18 protein-coding genes are annotated in these 16,259 nt (G+C 33.0%); 11 read left to right on the top strand and 7 right to left on the bottom strand.

Features of this window, described 5'->3' with window-relative positions; all coding sequences use genetic code 11:
• Positions 1-127: 127 nt before the first annotated feature.
• Positions 128-685: a PadR family transcriptional regulator gene (locus tag JFT95_RS17615; protein ID WP_133059844.1), complete on the bottom strand. Its 558-nt coding sequence runs from the start codon at positions 683-685 to the stop codon at positions 128-130.
• A 91-nt stretch (positions 686-776) separates the two neighbouring features.
• Positions 777-2,318: an MDR family MFS transporter gene (locus JFT95_RS17610; RefSeq protein ID WP_002014821.1), complete on the bottom strand. Its 1,542-nt coding sequence runs from the start codon at positions 2,316-2,318 to the stop codon at positions 777-779.
• A gap of 551 nt (positions 2,319-2,869) precedes the next feature.
• Here JFT95_RS17610 and JFT95_RS17605 point away from each other — a divergent pair.
• Entirely contained in the window at positions 2,870-3,370 is a 501-nt protein-coding gene (locus JFT95_RS17605; RefSeq protein WP_201052893.1) for a hypothetical protein, read from the top strand.
• A 31-nt stretch (positions 3,371-3,401) separates the two neighbouring features.
• On the opposite strand, the gene JFT95_RS17600 is transcribed toward JFT95_RS17605, so the two are convergent.
• Positions 3,402-3,635, bottom strand: coding sequence for a phage holin (locus tag JFT95_RS17600; protein ID WP_002014824.1), 234 nt, complete (start codon positions 3,633-3,635; stop codon positions 3,402-3,404).
• A 162-nt stretch (positions 3,636-3,797) separates the two neighbouring features.
• Between JFT95_RS17600 and JFT95_RS17595 the strand changes: the two genes are divergently transcribed.
• A complete protein-coding gene (locus tag JFT95_RS17595; RefSeq protein ID WP_002033822.1) occupies positions 3,798-4,451 on the top strand; it encodes a diguanylate cyclase domain-containing protein in 654 nt (217 codons plus the stop codon).
• A gap of 550 nt (positions 4,452-5,001) precedes the next feature.
• Positions 5,002-5,664 (top strand): YkyA family protein, encoded by a 663-nt coding sequence (locus JFT95_RS17590; protein ID WP_002014826.1) that lies wholly within the window; start codon positions 5,002-5,004, stop codon positions 5,662-5,664.
• A 32-nt stretch (positions 5,665-5,696) separates the two neighbouring features.
• Here JFT95_RS17590 and JFT95_RS17585 read toward each other — a convergent pair whose 3' ends face one another.
• A complete protein-coding gene (locus JFT95_RS17585; protein ID WP_002014827.1) occupies positions 5,697-6,155 on the bottom strand; it encodes a YkyB family protein in 459 nt (152 codons plus the stop codon).
• A 141-nt stretch (positions 6,156-6,296) separates the two neighbouring features.
• On the opposite strand from JFT95_RS17585, the gene JFT95_RS17580 reads away from it, so the two are divergent.
• Entirely contained in the window at positions 6,297-7,871 is a 1,575-nt protein-coding gene (locus JFT95_RS17580; RefSeq protein ID WP_044442827.1) for a Ppx/GppA family phosphatase, read from the top strand.
• 108 nt (positions 7,872-7,979) lie between these two features.
• The gene (locus tag JFT95_RS17575; protein ID WP_002014829.1) at positions 7,980-10,088 is read left to right on the top strand and encodes a polyphosphate kinase; all 2,109 of its coding nucleotides are present in this window, start codon (positions 7,980-7,982) and stop codon (positions 10,086-10,088) included.
• Positions 10,089-10,254: 166 nt separating this feature from the next.
• Here JFT95_RS17575 and JFT95_RS17570 read toward each other — a convergent pair whose 3' ends face one another.
• Positions 10,255-10,491 (bottom strand): hypothetical protein, encoded by a 237-nt coding sequence (locus tag JFT95_RS17570; protein ID WP_002014830.1) that lies wholly within the window; start codon positions 10,489-10,491, stop codon positions 10,255-10,257.
• Positions 10,492-10,588: 97 nt separating this feature from the next.
• On the bottom strand, positions 10,589-11,446 hold the full coding sequence (locus JFT95_RS17565) for a metallophosphoesterase (protein WP_002033825.1): 858 nt from the start codon (positions 11,444-11,446) through the stop codon (positions 10,589-10,591).
• Between the two features lie 195 nt (positions 11,447-11,641).
• On the opposite strand from JFT95_RS17565, the gene fadH reads away from it, so the two are divergent.
• From fadH to JFT95_RS17550, 3 genes are all read left to right on the top strand, one after another.
• A complete protein-coding gene (gene fadH, locus JFT95_RS17560; protein WP_002142976.1) occupies positions 11,642-12,406 on the top strand; it encodes a 2,4-dienoyl-CoA reductase in 765 nt (254 codons plus the stop codon).
• A 256-nt stretch (positions 12,407-12,662) separates the two neighbouring features.
• Entirely contained in the window at positions 12,663-13,880 is a 1,218-nt protein-coding gene (locus JFT95_RS17555; RefSeq protein WP_002033827.1) for an EAL domain-containing protein, read from the top strand.
• A 183-nt stretch (positions 13,881-14,063) separates the two neighbouring features.
• Positions 14,064-14,552 carry a DUF3993 domain-containing protein gene (locus tag JFT95_RS17550; protein WP_002014834.1) on the top strand — a complete coding sequence of 163 codons (489 nt, stop codon included), beginning with the start codon at positions 14,064-14,066 and terminating at the stop codon, positions 14,550-14,552.
• A 25-nt stretch (positions 14,553-14,577) separates the two neighbouring features.
• Here JFT95_RS17550 and JFT95_RS17545 read toward each other — a convergent pair whose 3' ends face one another.
• Positions 14,578-14,814 carry a glutaredoxin domain-containing protein gene (locus tag JFT95_RS17545; RefSeq protein WP_002014835.1) on the bottom strand — a complete coding sequence of 79 codons (237 nt, stop codon included), beginning with the start codon at positions 14,812-14,814 and terminating at the stop codon, positions 14,578-14,580.
• A gap of 232 nt (positions 14,815-15,046) precedes the next feature.
• Between JFT95_RS17545 and JFT95_RS17540 the strand changes: the two genes are divergently transcribed.
• The 3 genes from JFT95_RS17540 (at position 15,047) to JFT95_RS17530 (ending at position 16,211) form a co-directional block, all read left to right on the top strand.
• On the top strand, positions 15,047-15,283 hold the full coding sequence (locus JFT95_RS17540) for a YkuJ family protein (RefSeq protein ID WP_000055151.1): 237 nt from the start codon (positions 15,047-15,049) through the stop codon (positions 15,281-15,283).
• A 185-nt stretch (positions 15,284-15,468) separates the two neighbouring features.
• On the top strand, positions 15,469-15,618 hold the full coding sequence (locus JFT95_RS17535) for a hypothetical protein (protein ID WP_002033828.1): 150 nt from the start codon (positions 15,469-15,471) through the stop codon (positions 15,616-15,618).
• Positions 15,619-15,692: 74 nt separating this feature from the next.
• A complete protein-coding gene (locus JFT95_RS17530) occupies positions 15,693-16,211 on the top strand; it encodes a ribonuclease H-like YkuK family protein (protein WP_002033829.1) in 519 nt (172 codons plus the stop codon).
• Positions 16,212-16,259 lie beyond the last annotated feature (48 nt).

Genomic DNA, 16,259 nt, shown 5'->3' with positions numbered 1-16,259 from the left:
TCTTTTTATTCGGAAAATTAAGTTTTTTTGATGTTTATTTATTATTAAAATGAGGGTTTTTTGAGTTGCGAGGAATAATTATAGTGTTAAGTTTTTCTAAAAGAGGAGGCACCTCTTTTAGAAAAACTTAATCATTATCTACACCTATTTCTGAAAGACGACCTGCAGTTGCATCTTGTAAGAGCGTGTTTAGCCAATGTAATTCAACATTAATATGCTCAATGACGCTTTGTAGAATATATAGTTGAGCACGAGGAACTAGTTGTTTATTATGATCGTATATCGTTTGCATTGTATGTAAATAGAGCATTGTATCATCTCTCTTTTTTTTCAAAATAGGAACTAGAGCTTGTTCGTCGCTAAAGTGAGCGAAAGAGAGCGCTGAATAAATAGGTTTATATATTTGGTTTTTCGCTTCAAATTGTTTTAATAATAAGGTGTGGAAAAGGGCTTTTCCTTCCTCTGTTATATGGAAGATTGTTTTATCTGGTCTATTCGTATCTCTAACAATATTGGTAATGCTAATCGCACCTTGTTTTTCTAATTGCTCGAAGGCGTAGTATAGCGATCCCTTGGCATATTTAATATAACAATCCATTTGTCTTTCTTTCATTATGTGCTGCACTTCATAGGGATGTTTATCTCCTTCGAGTAACAAGCCGAGAATGACTAACTTCATGCTCATGCTGTCTCAACTCCTGTATATAGAAACTTTATATATATTATAAACGGTATATCCTCTTTCATAAAGGGATATACCGTTTCGTTTTTCTATATTAGCTTACTTGTTTTTGTTTTTGCTTTGTTTTTGGTCCTGTTAAAAGACGTTCATTTCCCATAAGTAAAATACAAATTATACTTAGCGTAGCTGGGATAAGTGCCCAGAAAAATGTATTAGCAATAGATGTTGCAAGAGCCTCTTTAATTCCGCTCAGTACTTCAGGAGGTAGCTTTTCAGTAGCATTTGGTGATAATAAAAAGCTTGTGTCTCCACCTTTAGGAGCCATTTTTTCTAGTTCAGGAGGGAAGACTGCTTTTAATTTATCAGTGAAAACATGATTTTGAATCGTACCGAAAATCGTGACGCCAAGGGTCATTCCAAGTGAACGGAAGAATGAGTTCGTGGATGTAGCAGAACCGCGATCTCTCATTTCTAGTTTGTGGATAGATGCCATACTTAAAACTGAGAAGGAGAATCCAACTCCAAGTCCAGCAAGCACCATAAACATTGTTACGAGTGTACGAGGTGTTTCCATAGTTAAAGTACTTAGTAAATAAATTCCAAGAACGAAGAAAACTCCAGATACTGTCATGATGTTACGATAACTTGTTCGTGAAGCTAATTGTCCACCAGTTTGACTGCCGATTACAGATCCTACCATCATAGGTGTCAAAATTAATCCAGCATTTGAGGCTGAACCACCGAGAACACCTTGAACGAAGATTGGAATATAAACTGTACAGATGATAAAAGCTGCGCCATAGAAAAAGGCAACACCTTGGCTAGCTGCAAATAAAGGTTTTTTAAATAAATGGAAAGAAATAATAGGCTCGGTTGCGTTTCTTTCTACGAAGAAGAAAATAATAAGCAGAATAACAACAGTTGAAAATAAACCAATAATCACATTAGAGTCCCATGCGTATTCTTTACCACCAAGTTCTAAAGCAAACATTAAGCAAACGATACTAATGACAAGCGTAATAGCACCAGCCCAGTCAATTTTTTGTTTTCGATATTCTAGAGACTCGCTATAGTATTTAGTAATGAAGAAGAAGGAAATAAGTCCTAACGGAATATTAATATAGAAGACCCAGTGCCAACTTATATAATCTGTAATGTAAGCACCTAATAAAGGTCCGAAAACACTAGATGTTCCGAAAACAGCACCAAATAGTCCGGTCATTTTTCCTCGTTTTTCAGGCGGGAATATATCATACATAATTGTAAATGCGATAGGCATAAGAGCGCCGCCACCAATTCCTTGAATGGCTCTATAAATACTTAGTTGTTCAATACTTGATGCTGTCCCGCAAAGTGCAGAACCGAATAAGAAAAGAATTAATCCGCCAATAAAAAAGCGTTTCCGTCCGTACATATCAGACAGCTTACCGAAAATAGGCATTCCGGCCATTGTTGCTACCATGTAGGCGGATGTGACCCAAACGAATTTGTCGAACCCTCCTAAGTCTCCGACAATCGTTGCCATCGCAGTTGCGACGATTGTGTTATCCATTGCTGCCATTAGAATACCAAGTAGTAAACCAGCAACAACAAATTTTGTTTTACTTGAATCGTTTTTTGATAGTTGTGCTTCCAAAAGTAGCCCTCCTTTAATAAAAATTAAACTAACTTAAGTTTTTTAGTGCAATGCATAAAAAACTTTATGTACAGTTTGTATCGTTCCTCTTCATTTTATAAAAAATTGCACTGACATGATATAAAGGATGGAAATCATAAATTATATTATAGTCAAATTTGACTAAAAGGCAAATGTTTTCTAACGCCAAATTATTTTATCGGGCTTTAACTGCCCGTTAAAGCCCGATTGGTAAAAGCTAATAATCAGTGGGGGATGGACAAAACCCCCACTGATTAAAGTTTCACTTTATTATAATGACCAAAAGAGAGTAAGAATTTATTTTGTTATGTAGTCAAGGAAGGAAATTGTAAAAAAATATTTAATAAAGTATAACCTGTGTCAACCTATTAAAAATGGTTTTTTCTTTATATTGTCGAATAGGATAAAAGGAAAAGAAAAATTTGATATGGTTTGTAACAAGCTAAATATTTTTTCTAAGTGTAGTTTATTGCATCGAGAGGCAGAATACAGTTGTATAGATGATATATCTGGAATGAGGTGAATATATTATGAAAATATGGAAACGAATTTCGGATCAAGGAAGGTATTCTATACCGTTACAGCCGGTTTTGTGGATTGATGGTTCTAAAAAGGACACGGAAGCAGCCAATGTAGCAGTCACATTGCAAATCCGTAGTATGTATAAAGAAAAATTTTCGTATGAGATGATCTATGATGTTAATGACATACTAATTATTCGACTTGAAGTTGAAAATAAAGGCGTTGAAATGATTTCGCGAGTAGTTGTAAGTCATATGATTCGTGATTATTTCGCGTATATCCCAAACTCTTTAAAAGCAGATAAGGGAATAAGTGAGTTTTTATTTCAGCTTGTAAGGTGGCGAATCGATAATTTATCACCGAATGAAAAGGTAGAATTAATTTGTCAAATAAAAGCAAATAAAGATAAAGCTCCTCCCAATTCATTATTTCAGGCTACATATACATTTCAATATAAAGGTGTATCATATGGACCGCTACAAACAAATGAAGTGGTTGTCAGAAAATGATAAGAAGGAACCTGTGCGAAAGGTTCCTTCTTTAATGAAGATTGTGCTTCTTGAGTAATTTCTTTTGTTCCACTCCCTTTTTTCCAATATAGTTATTTTTGTATCCAAAATATAGAATGAATAGAAATGAAATAACATTTACTATAGCGTCAATTTGATCGTTTGTAATGAAGTTTATTCCGAAAGAGTTAAATAGTAATTTTAATGATAACAAAAAGCCAGCTAGTAAGCGCATAATATCTAATAGATTTTCTTTTTGAGGCATATAGGTCACTCCTTCCTAAAAACGATATATAGTATATATATGAAATAAAATAGAAAAGGTATACAAGCTTAAGTAGAAATGTACATTAAATATGTACATTTTTTATTTTATAGAAAAACATTATTGTTATAGAAATATATATTGGTATAAAAGGGGGAGAGTATGAAACATAAAGGGAAAATTAGTGGATTATTACTTGGGAACACAGTTGCGGTTACAGAATGGATTGCACTTCAGGATGTAATTGCTAAGCTAGATTCGAGATCATTTTTAACCGTCTTTATTATTTATATATTGCAAATGATACTAAGCTATTATTTTGGACATTGGTACGATAAAAGAACGAATACGCGTGTAAATATTGAAGTAGGAGGAATGACGAATAACGATTTTGTCGTTGATTTTTTTGGAAAAGTAGCTGCTTTATCAGAAAGAGATTCTCGTAATATTACAGTGTATATTCTTTCCGTAAAAGAATGGGATGTATTAAAAGACACAGTGCAAGAAAAAAAGTTAGATGAGCTAGTCCAAAGAGTAGAACGTACAATTGTAAAGACAGTTCGAAAAGGCGATGTAGTTACGAGGTGGGATGAAAATAAATATGTTATCGTAGCTGTTGATAATGGCTATGAAAAGTCAACAATAACAAGTAGATTAATCAAAAATATTCAAAATGAAATAGCGAATGATTTATTAAGTGTCACACTATTATTTGGGGCTGCAAGTTATCCTATAGAAGGGAAAACTTTTGAAGATTTGTTTAGAAAGGCACAAAATCAATTGTATAATTATAGAAACTTGCAAAGTCATGAATGAAACTTTGATTTAAAGAAGTATGATATAAAGATTTTTTGTAACATTTTTTTGTCTTTTGTTACAAGAAAACTTTTTTTTGTAACAAAAGTCTTTAAAAATATATGAAATCAGCATATAATTGTGTGTGGATGTGTCAATGCATTTTGCACAATGTTTTCAGTTTAAAAGTGTAGAGGAAAACATGCTCTACACTTTTCCTTTTTAAGAAATTAAAAGAATCTTTGTAAGAGTTGCGAGGTCCCCTTTGCACTATGTAAAATGGACAAAGAGGTTATTTGATAGAAAGTGAGAAAGGGAATGATAGACGTGAGAGGTCAACGATCATCTTTTATCAGGTGAAACATTATAGTGTTTCTTGCAGTAGGTAAGATTAAGGAAAATACCTTTATGTTTTAAGACATTACATAATTTTAAGTACGAAAATTGTACAAGCAGTATAAATAATTATTGATGATCTTCGTAAAAAGATGCGAGCGTGAAATAGCTAACGAAGTTACATGTTTTTCATGGGATTTTTGGCACGATGGTCGTTTATTAATAGGGGGAAAAGATGTTGAAATATAATAAATTAGCAATTGTAACTGCATTATCAATGACTTTACTAGCTGGTTGTTTTGGCCCAAAACCAGAAGAGGAGCTATATGTTGCATTTGAAAATGCTGCCAAGCAAGAAAAAACAATGTTTGAAGATGCGAAAAAATTAGAGTCATTAGAGAAAGAGGGTCAAGTATTATATAATCAAATTGTCCAAGAAGGAAAAGATAATAATCAGGCTGTTAAGGATAAGCTTGATCAAGCGGTGAAAAATACAGCTGAACGAGAAAAAGTTCTTATTAAAGAAAAAGAGGCGTTAAATAAAGCGCAAGAAGAAGTGAAGTCAGCTGATAAGCATGTGAAGAAAATTGAAGATAATAAATTAAAAGAACAGGCTGATAAAGTAAAGAGTACTTATGAGAAACGACATGATTCATTCCAAAAGATGTACGATAGCTATAATAAATCTTTAAAGCAAGAAAAAGAATTATATACAATGCTACAAGATAAAGGTACAAAATTAAAAGATATTAGCGAGAAAGTAAAGGTAGTAAACCAAGCATATAAAGATATTGAGACAGAAAAAGATAAGTTTAATGAATATACGAAATCATATAATACAGAAAAAGTTGCATTCTATAAACAAGCTAATATTAAAATTAAGGAAGATAAAAAATAAAACAGTTTGGCCTAATATTAGGCCAAACTGTTTTATTTTTTTGTATAGGTACGGCTATACCATGGAACTGGTTCGCTTAATTTTTTTTCCTGTTTTAATGCTTCAGGACCAATATAATCTTGAAGTGTTTTTTTTGCTATTGTTAAAGATAAGGTTGTTTTCGGATTTCGATAGGAGGATTCAAGGTGACCAAGATGCGGTAGGGTGCGAAAATCATCTTTCGTAGGAGGGATATGGAAAAAATAATCACCTAAACGTATAAGAACATCGGATTGTTGTTGACTAAAACGTGGATTTCTAGAAAAATGTAATCCTTCTTTGATAGCCTTTTTTTCAGTAATTAAGCGTTCTAAAGCAGTCTTTTTTAACCAATATAAGTACTTAGGGTTAGTTGCGGCTTTAGCATGACGATTCACAACGAAAATAGATTGAGCTAGTCTATTAATAGAATGTTGATTATGCAATGGAGATTGTGGTTGTGAAGGTTTCATATTGACTCTCCTTTCAATTTTTCCTTATTATAGCATAAATAAAATGGGTTTTTATTATATGCAAAAAGTAATTGTATATATTTTCAATATTAAAGCAATATTGTTACAAAAAACAACTATTTTGTATAATAGTGATAGAATATGTTTCAGAAATTTGATAATGAAAGAGTGAGAAGTTTGAAAGAAATATTAAAATTACAATATGCCATTATAGATATTGGATCTAATACAATGCGTTTAGTTATTTATGAAAAGCAAAATGGAGGTTTTTATAAAGAAATTGAAAATACGAAAGTGGTTGCTCGGTTAAGAAATTATTTAATCGATGGTGTTTTGAATGAAGAAGGTAAAGAAGTATTGTTACAAACATTATTTCAATTTCAAGAAAGTACAAAATTCCATCAGTTGCATCATGTACTTTGTGTTGCAACGGCAACAATTAGACAGGCTGAGAATCAAGAGGAGATTAAAAAACTTGTTGAAGGACAAACAGACTTTACTCTTAGAGTATTATCAGAATATGAGGAAGCACGTTACGGCTATTTAGCAGTTATGAATTCTACTTCGTTTTCGGAAGGAATAACAGTAGATATTGGTGGCGGAAGTACGGAAGTTACATATATTAAAAATAGAGAGATTTTAGAGTACCATAGTTTTCCTTTTGGTGCGCTTTCTTTAAAACATCTATTTATTAAAGGTGATATTCCTACTAAAGATGAATTAGAGGAAATTCGAGAGTATTTAGAGTGTCAATTTCGAACGTTACCATGGTTAATTGATAAGAAATTGCCTCTTATTGCAATTGGTGGTAGTGCGAGAAACTTAGCGAAAATCCACCAAAATTTAACAAACTATCCTATAGCGGGAGTACATTTATACAAAATGAAAGAAGAAGATATTGAAAATGTAAAAGGTGCATTGGAAAAACAATCGTTTATCGAACTTCAGAAAATGGAAGGATTGGCAAAAGATCGAGCTGATACAATTATTCCAGCGGTTGAAGTATTTCATAAGCTTGTAAATATTATAGAAGCAACGGCATTTGTATTAAGCAAAAAAGGATTAAGAGAAGGTGTTTTCTATGAAGAGTTGACGAAAGATTTAGGGATTTCATATTATCCGAATGTAGTTGAAGAAAGCTTACATTTGTTATCACACGAATATGAAATGGATATGGAATTTGTCATTCAACTTATTAAACATGGAAGATTGATTTGTAAACAACTCGAAGAAATGGGACTGATTTCTGTTTCAATAAAAGACTGGGAAGCATTCCATCAAGCAGCGAAAGTATTTAATATTGGAAAATATATAGACGAAGAAGCGAGTCGTTTACACACGTTTTATTTATTGGCAAATAAAACAATTGACGGCATGATGCATAAAGATCGAGTGAGGTTAGCGCTTATTGCATCTTATAAATCAAAAATGCTATTTAAACAACATTTATCTCCATTTGAAGGTTGGTTTGATAAAAGCGAACAAAAAAAAATCCGCCTATTAGGCGCTGTTTTACAATTTTCAGCTGCTTTAAATGTAAGACAAAGATCGCTTGTTGATACGATATCCATAACAGAAAATAAAGAAGGATTAACGTTTAGAATTTTATGTGAGCAATCGGCATTAGCAGAAAAAGTACAAGCTGAAAAACAAAAAAAGCAGCTAGAAAGAGTATTGAAAACAAATATTCACTTATCATTTGAATCAAAACGTTAAGTTGTACGGATGTCTTTACAGAAAATTAACACTTTGGAATATTGTAATTTGATAAAATGAAAGTAACTAAATTATAGTGAAAAAGTTTCAAAGGGAAGTGTGAAGAGAATGGAATTGCTAAAGGGGAATTTAGTAAATTTAAATGATACAGCGTATTATAATAATCGTGAATTAAGCTGGCTAGCATTTAATGAACGTGTACTACAAGAAGCGCAAGATGAAAATAATCCACTATTAGAAAGACTAAAGTTTATTAGTATTTTTAGTTCGAATTTAGATGAATTTTTTATGGTGCGCGTAGCAGGTTTGAAAGATCAAGTAAGTGCGGGATTTAATCAGCCAGAAAATAAAGCAGGTTTAACACCAAAGAAACAGTTAAATAAGATTGCGATAAAATCGCATGAGTTAATGACTGTGCAGTATGAAACGTTTAAAAATTATGTATTGCCAGCGCTTGAACTAGAGGGGATTGAGCGTTTAACATTTCATGATTTGACGAAAGAGCAAAGGGAATTTATCGAGGAGTATTTTGATGAACAAATATTTCCGGTTTTAACCCCTGTATCTATTGATGCGTATCGTCCATTTCCAATGTTATTAAATAAAAGTTTGAATTTAGCTACTATTTTATATGATGAGCAACAGGCTGAGGAAGAAAATCGTACGAAGTTAGGAATTGTACAAGTGCCTTCATTACTGGAGCGTTTCATATTTTTACCGAGTGAAGGGCAAAAACATAAATTTATTTTATTAGAAGATGTAATTAGTGGTTTTACTCATAAACTATTCACAGGATATAACGTATCACCTGTTACTCGTTTCCGTATTACACGTAATGCGGATTTAACGATCCATGAAGAAGGTGCACGCGATTTATTAAAAGTAATTGAAAAAGAATTGAAAAAGCGTAAGTGGGGAGCTGCCGTTCGTTTAGAAGTTGGTAAAGAACACATTGATGAAAGAGTGTTAGCGTTATTGTATGATGTGTTAGAAGTAAAAGATGAAGATGTGTACATGATGGATGGACCGTTAGATTTAACATGTTTATTCTCCTTATATAAAAAATTAGCGCCTTTATATGAACATCTAGTATACCCAGCTCTTATTCCTCAACCTCCTCAAGATTTAGGTGATGAGGAAGATGTATTTGAAAAAGCGATAGAACATGATATTTTATTACACCATCCCTTTGAGTCGTTTCAGCCAGTCGTTGATTTTGTCCGTGATGCGGCAGATGACTCGAATGTACTTGCGATCAAACAAACATTATATCGTGTAAGTGGAGATTCTCCAATAATTCAGGCGCTGAAGGTAGCAGCTGAAAAAGGAAAACAAGTGACGGTATTGGTTGAGTTAAAGGCAAGGTTTGATGAAGAGAATAATGTTCATTGGGCTAAAGAATTGGAACAGGCCGGATGTCACGTTATTTACGGAGTAAGTCACTTGAAAACGCATAGTAAAATTACGTTAGTTGTAAGAAGAAGAAACGGAAAAATTGAAAGGTTTGTACATCTTGGAACCGGAAATTATAATGATGCAACAGCGAAGTTGTATACCGATTTTGGATATATTACATCGCGAAAAGACTTTGGTGTAGATGCAACAAATTTCTTTAATTATTTGAGTGGTTATACAAAAAAACCGCATTTTCATCATTTATCTGTTGCCCCGTTTGATATAAGAGAGCAGTTTATGGAGTTAATAGATGAGGAAATCCGTTATCATAGACAATATGGAAATGGATATATTATCGCTAAAATGAATTCGTTAACAGATAAACCGTTAATAAAAAAAATGTATGAGGCATCACAAGCTGGAGTAAGGGTAGAGCTCATCGTTAGAGGGACATGTTGTTTAAGACCTGGGATTCCAAATGTAAGTGAAAATATTCGTGTAGTTAGTGTTGTTGGAAGATATTTAGAGCATAGTCGTATTTATTATTTCCATCATAATGGAGATGAAAAAATATATTTATCTTCAGCTGATTTGATGACGCGAAATATGGAAAAACGAGTAGAAATATCCTTCCCAATTTTAGATATTGAAATGAAAGCGAGAATAAAGGCAATTTTACAGCTGGTTTTAGCTGATAATGTGAAAACACGTGAACAAAATAAAGATGGTGACTATTATTATATAATTAATAGTAGTATAGAAGAAATTGATAGCCAAGTGAATTTATTTAAGATGGCGTATCAAAATACAGACGCTGAATAGTGTGAAAAAAGTAAAAACCTCTTATTGAATTTAAGAGGTTTTTACTTTTTTTCTCTAATCATATATTCTCAAAATGGAAGGATGAGTAGAGAGAATAGTTTTTATTATAGGCGTGTGATGAGTCGGTTCGTTGAGAGAAAAACATTAGAAGAATGGTTGGTTTAAATTAATAATAGTATGGTTGTTGACAAGGCCCTCCGTAACAAGGAAAAGGTGCTGGTGGTGGGAAAGGCGGTGGATAAGGCGGATAAAACGGTCTAGGCCCGAAAGCTAATGCTCCGCCTAGCAGTCCGCCAGCAATTCCAGCTAGAAATGGAACACCGAAAAATGGAAAGAAGCGTGAGTCGCCTGCTGGGCCAAAAGGTGCTGAACGAACTGGGATCGGTTGATAATATGGATACATGAACAAACCTCCTTTACTGGACTCATTTTTATCATATGGTGGACCAAGCGTGGATGAGCGAGTACAAGGAAGGATATGTAAGGAAATAGGCGAATTGTTACGAATGTTGTAGGATGAAGAGTGTGATTTCAGGTTTTGACATAAAGCGGAATGGGACACGTGTTCTTCCAATACCTCGATTGACATAGAGAGTCAAACCTTGAATGTTATAGAAACCTTCAATATATTCTTTTGCAAGCGACGGGGTAATAATAGCACCTAAAAAAGGAATTTGTACTTGTCCGCCATGGCTATGACCAGAAAGTTGAAGATTGATTGGATATGTAGCGATTTGTGGCGCGATATCTGGTTCGTGAACGAGAACAATTGTATAAATATTTTGTTTTGCATGTTGTAAAGTTTCCGCTATTTTTGGTTTACCCAGTAGCATATCATCGAGTCCGAAAATAGAAATTTCACTATTATCCAGTAAACGAATTCGCTTTTCGCTATTTAGCAAAAGTTCAAATCCAGATTCGCGCATGATGTGATCATAGTATTCAGTTCCATATCCGCCATGGTCGTGGTTACCATAAATAGAAAATTTACCGAAGGGTGCCTGTATATTCTTTAAAATGGATGCAACAAAAGAAGCCTCGGTATATGTTTGGTAATCATCAATGAGATCACCAGTAAAAAGGACAATATCTGGCTTTTCAGCATTAATCTTGGAAACGATTTGAGATAAATGTTGGAGAGAGAAATAGTATCCTAGATGTAAATCGCTAAATTGAAGGATCTTCATACCATGAAAACCTTTTGGTATGAGCGGTGATTTAAGTGTGTGTTGCGTAAAAGAAAGCAAATAGGGCTCTATATATTTAGCATAATAATAGCCGATACTTGCGGTTATAAATGAATATAGACAAGTGCGTATTCCAGATTTTAAAAAATTTCTTCTTGTAATTTTCTTCATATACAGGTTACTCGAACCTCCCTTCAGTTTTTTAAAAATATATTTTAAATACTAAAAAAGTAGTATAGATTACGAAAAAAATGAACGAAAAGAAACCTCTTTACGTTAAAATATCAGAAAAATTGAAAAATATAAAGATTTCTATCAAATAAAGTGATAAAATGAATGTGTATTCATTTTTTGGAGGGGATGTATGTGAAAGAGAAGGTAGTTATTATAACAGGTGGATCAAGTGGAATGGGAAAAGGGATGGCGATACGTTTTGCGAAAGAAGGGGCACGTGTTGTTATTACAGGGCGTACAAAAGAAAAGCTAGAAGAAGCAAAGTTAGAAATTGAACAGTTTCCAGGCCAAGTATTATCTGTACAAATGGATGTACGAAATACTGATGATATTCAAAAAATGATTGAACATATTGATGAGAAGTTTGGACGAATTGATATTTTAATAAATAATGCAGCTGGAAACTTTATTTGTCCAGCAGAGGACTTATCTGTGAATGGCTGGAATTCGGTAATTAATATTGTATTAAATGGTACATTTTATTGTAGTCAGGCTATTGGGAAATATTGGATTGAAAAAGGTATAAAAGGAAATATTATTAACATGGTGGCAACTTATGCATGGGATGCAGGCCCAGGGGTTATCCATTCGGCAGCAGCTAAAGCTGGTGTATTAGCGATGACAAAAACTCTTGCTGTTGAGTGGGGACGTAAATATGGAATACGAGTTAACGCTATCGCACCAGGACCAATTGAACGTACAGGTGGTGCCGATAAATTATGGATTTCAGAAGAAATGGCTAAGCGTACAATACAAAGTGTCCCACTTGGTAGGCTGGGGACACCAGAAGAAATTGCGGGTCTAGCTTATTATTTATGTTCAGATGAAGCTGCATACATAAATGGAACTTGTATGACAATGGATGGTGGCCAGCATTTGCATCAATATCCATTTTAAAAGGGATGAAAAAAACGAATGATTTATTCATTTCTTTGTGGTAAAATATGACGAAATTGTGACACTTAAAAGAAATGTGTTTACAAGAGGGGATATATACGTTATATTTAAGACCTCTTTTTTCTTCATAGTAGAATTGCTAATTCCCCTTAGCATTTTACCCCTCTAATCCCTTCAGGAAAACTGAAGGGATTTTTTATTATTTTTCCGTAAATATCGTGTTATAATTTTTGAAAAGTAAAGGGAGGGAAGCACGTTGATAGATGCATTAGATGTAATGAGTAACTTGGATAAAGTCCTTCCTTATTATCAAGCTATTTTTAGTGCTGATGAGCATACAATAATTGGATATGAAGTTGTAGGACGAATTCAAACAGAAGAGGGCATACAAAGTTTAGCATCTTTCTTCCATGATGATTCTATTCCGAGTGAGTTCCAACTTGAAGCGGATAACATCATCGTAGAAAAAGCGTTAAATAGGTATTTAGAAACGGATCAAAAATTATTATTATTTATACATCGGAATGCTAATGTATTAATGAATGATGAAGATGAAAGTTTACTTCAACTTTTGCTGATGTATGAAGAACAAGGTTTGAACTTACAACGCATTGTTCTGGAAATAACAGAACATGAATGTAAAGAAGATATAGAACAATTTAATCATTTACTCATGTATTATCGTACATATGGTATTCAAATTTCGATTAATAAAGTCGGAACGGGTACAAGTAATTTAGAGCGTATTAGCGTGTTAGCACCGGATATTTTAAAAGTAGATTTAACAAATTTAAGGCAAACTGCACTTTTACAATCTTATCAAGATATTTTATATTCCTTATCTTTACTTGCTAGAAGAATTGGTGCGACATTGTTATATGAAGAAATTGATGCTTTTTATCAACTACAATATGCTTGGAAAAACGGTGGTAGGTATTATCAAGGTAATTATTTGAAAGAATGTTTACCTGATTTTATTGAAACGAATGTTTTAAAAGAGCGACTTGGTAATGAATGTCATCAATTTATTCTGCATGAGAAGAAGAAGTTGCAAAAAATTTATAATTTAACAGAGATGTTACGTGATCGAATTGGTGATGTTCTGTCAAAACAAAAAAAGAATGAAGATATAAATGATTGGTTATTACAATTTAGCCAAAGCATATCACAATATAGTTTTCGGATATTTATTTGTAATGAAGATGGTTTTCAACAATCGGGTAATATTATGAAAAAAGATGGTGGATGGATCATTATGCCAGAGTATTATATGAAGAACTGGAGCTGGCGCCCTTATTTTCTAGAAAATATAATGAAAATGCGTTTTGAGAATAAGGCAAGACTTTCAGATTTATATGCTGATATCGAAACTGGTGAAATGGTACGAACATTTTCATTCCCGATTGATGATGAAAACTTTTTATTTATAGATTTATCGTACGAATATTTATATGAAGAAGATGTTTTATTTTAATGCACGAAGAGATTCGTGTATTTTTTTGTTTGTTTTTATCATAAATTGGTAATAGTGAAAATGATGATGAAAATGCTGTCTATCGTTGTAAAGATTTTACGAACGAAATCATCCCTTTCTTTGCATAATCATTGTTACAATGAATACTACAAAGACAAGCTCTTTTAAAAGGAAGGTGAAAAAATGAAAAAATATGGAATATGGTTTGTTCTATTTATATGTGTTGCCTTTCTAGTTGGCTATAGTGTCACAACTGTTTTAGGAAAAGAAGAAGTGAAAGTGGATCGGAAAGAAGTGTTTACAACGATACAAAAAGGTTATGAGACGCAATTTTCAATCCGCGGGAAGCAAATACCTATGAATAAGATGATAGAGACGTTATCACCATATTTTACAAATAATTTCCTTCAAGTTTTTACAGATGAAAACAGTAGAAATGAAAAACAAAGTGGTGAATATTTACTTCCAGCAAAAGAAGCTCCGTTTTCTTTTAATTCAGAAACAAAAATGTCTTATGATGAAGAACATAAAAATTTATATGTCTATGAGCGGACAAAGAGTGGACAATATCAAATTGTGACATTGCAAAAGGATAATGGAAAATGGAAATTAGCAGGGTATCATGAAAGTCAGGAACTGTTGACTGAAATAAAAAGGTTACAACAATTATGAGAATAGGAATAGGTGTCGCCTATTCCTATTCTATACCGAGTAGCTGTTGCAATTTTTCAATTTGAAAACCTGCCACAACTTCTTCGTCAATTACAACTGTTGGAGTTGAATAGGATTCATAGTCATATAAAAGACGATTGCGTGCAGCAGCGTCTTTTTTTATGTCAAATTCTTCATATACAACGTTATTATGTTTTAAAAATTCTTTTACAATGGTACAAGGCGGACAATCAGGTTGTGTATAAACCTCAATTTTTTTCATTGTAATTCCTCCCTTTTTCTGTTGTTTATTATATTCTGCCAGTATAAAAAGCGCAATAAAGAAGTAAAAAGATGATCTTTCATCTTTTTACTTCTTATTTCGACAAATTTTAGTTGAGTTTCTGGCCAAGAACCTTTATCCTAGATTGTGGAACGTTTTTTCTGTTATGACGGATAGAATGAGTATAGCTGTAAAACCTATTGGTAGGAAGATCAGAGAAAGGAGAGATTTCATGTCTCTACTCCAAGGAATTTTAACTCGACTTGTTAGTCTACAAGAACAAGCTGAAAGCGGTGAAGTAGCACAACGCTATTTTGAAGTGAACGGTGAGCGCAAATGTAGCGTGAAATTTTTCGATAAAAGTGAAATGTATGAGTTAGAAGTGTATCAACAAGGTGAAAAACCTCAAGTGTATCAATTCGATAACATCGATATGGTTGCAATTGAGATTTACGATATCATTTCTTGATACATATAAAAAAGGTACTGCCAAATGGCGGTACCTTTTTTAGTTATATTAATTAATGGGCTATATAGGTAGTAGAAGTTGTAATTTAAGTCGCGATTAAATAAAAGAGTTTTTACAAATGTATATGTATAGGAATTTTTTATTTTTCCTACAATGATAGTAAATATTAATAGGAGGTGCAAAGGATGGAACGCTTACCGATTGTTATTTGTCCTAATTGTCACAGTCATGCTGAAATTAATCACGTATTAACCGCCCAGTCTAATCAAAATGTAATATATACATGTAGATTTTGTAATTATGTAATTCGAAATATTGAAACGAATAAAGGGTAGTAAGTTATAATTTTTGTTTTTGTCCCATACAATGAGAATACGAAAAGTCTGTCTAATTGAAAGGACGTGACTATGTGGACGGTGAGCATACATTTTATAATGTTTCAGAGAGACATTTGAATTTTGATATGGTATTTAACCGTATTTGTAGTTTCATTGAAAAGGATCCGCGAAATTTATATCGATTATCTATTGGGACAGACTCACAAGCGCATCAAAAGGATACGAGGTTTATTACAGCGATACATATTCATCGTGTTGGAAAAGGAGCATGGGGATGTTTACATCATAAATCAGTGAAAAATAAGCCAGCAACGTTGCGAGAGAAAATATATTTAGAAACACAGTTTAGTCAAGAAATCGCCTATCTATTTACTCCCAATCATATACAAGCGATATGGGATTTATTGCACCCATACGCTCAAGATGGAGCAGGATTCATAATGGAAATTCATTTAGATATCGGGAATGATGGTTTAACAAAAGAATTTATTTTAGATATGACGATGAAAATTCAAGCAATGGGATTAACAGCAAAAATTAAACCAGATGCTTATGCGGCATTTAGTTATGCAAACAGATATACGAAATAATGTGAAATGATGTCTATATATTCGCAGTCGTTAAGTATTTCTAACAAA

The organism is Bacillus sp. TH17 (assembly GCF_016651125.1).
GTDB classification, from domain to species: Bacteria; Bacillota; Bacilli; order Bacillales; family Bacillaceae_G; genus Bacillus_A; species Bacillus_A mycoides.
This window is presented reverse-complemented; position numbering and strand designations above follow the sequence as displayed.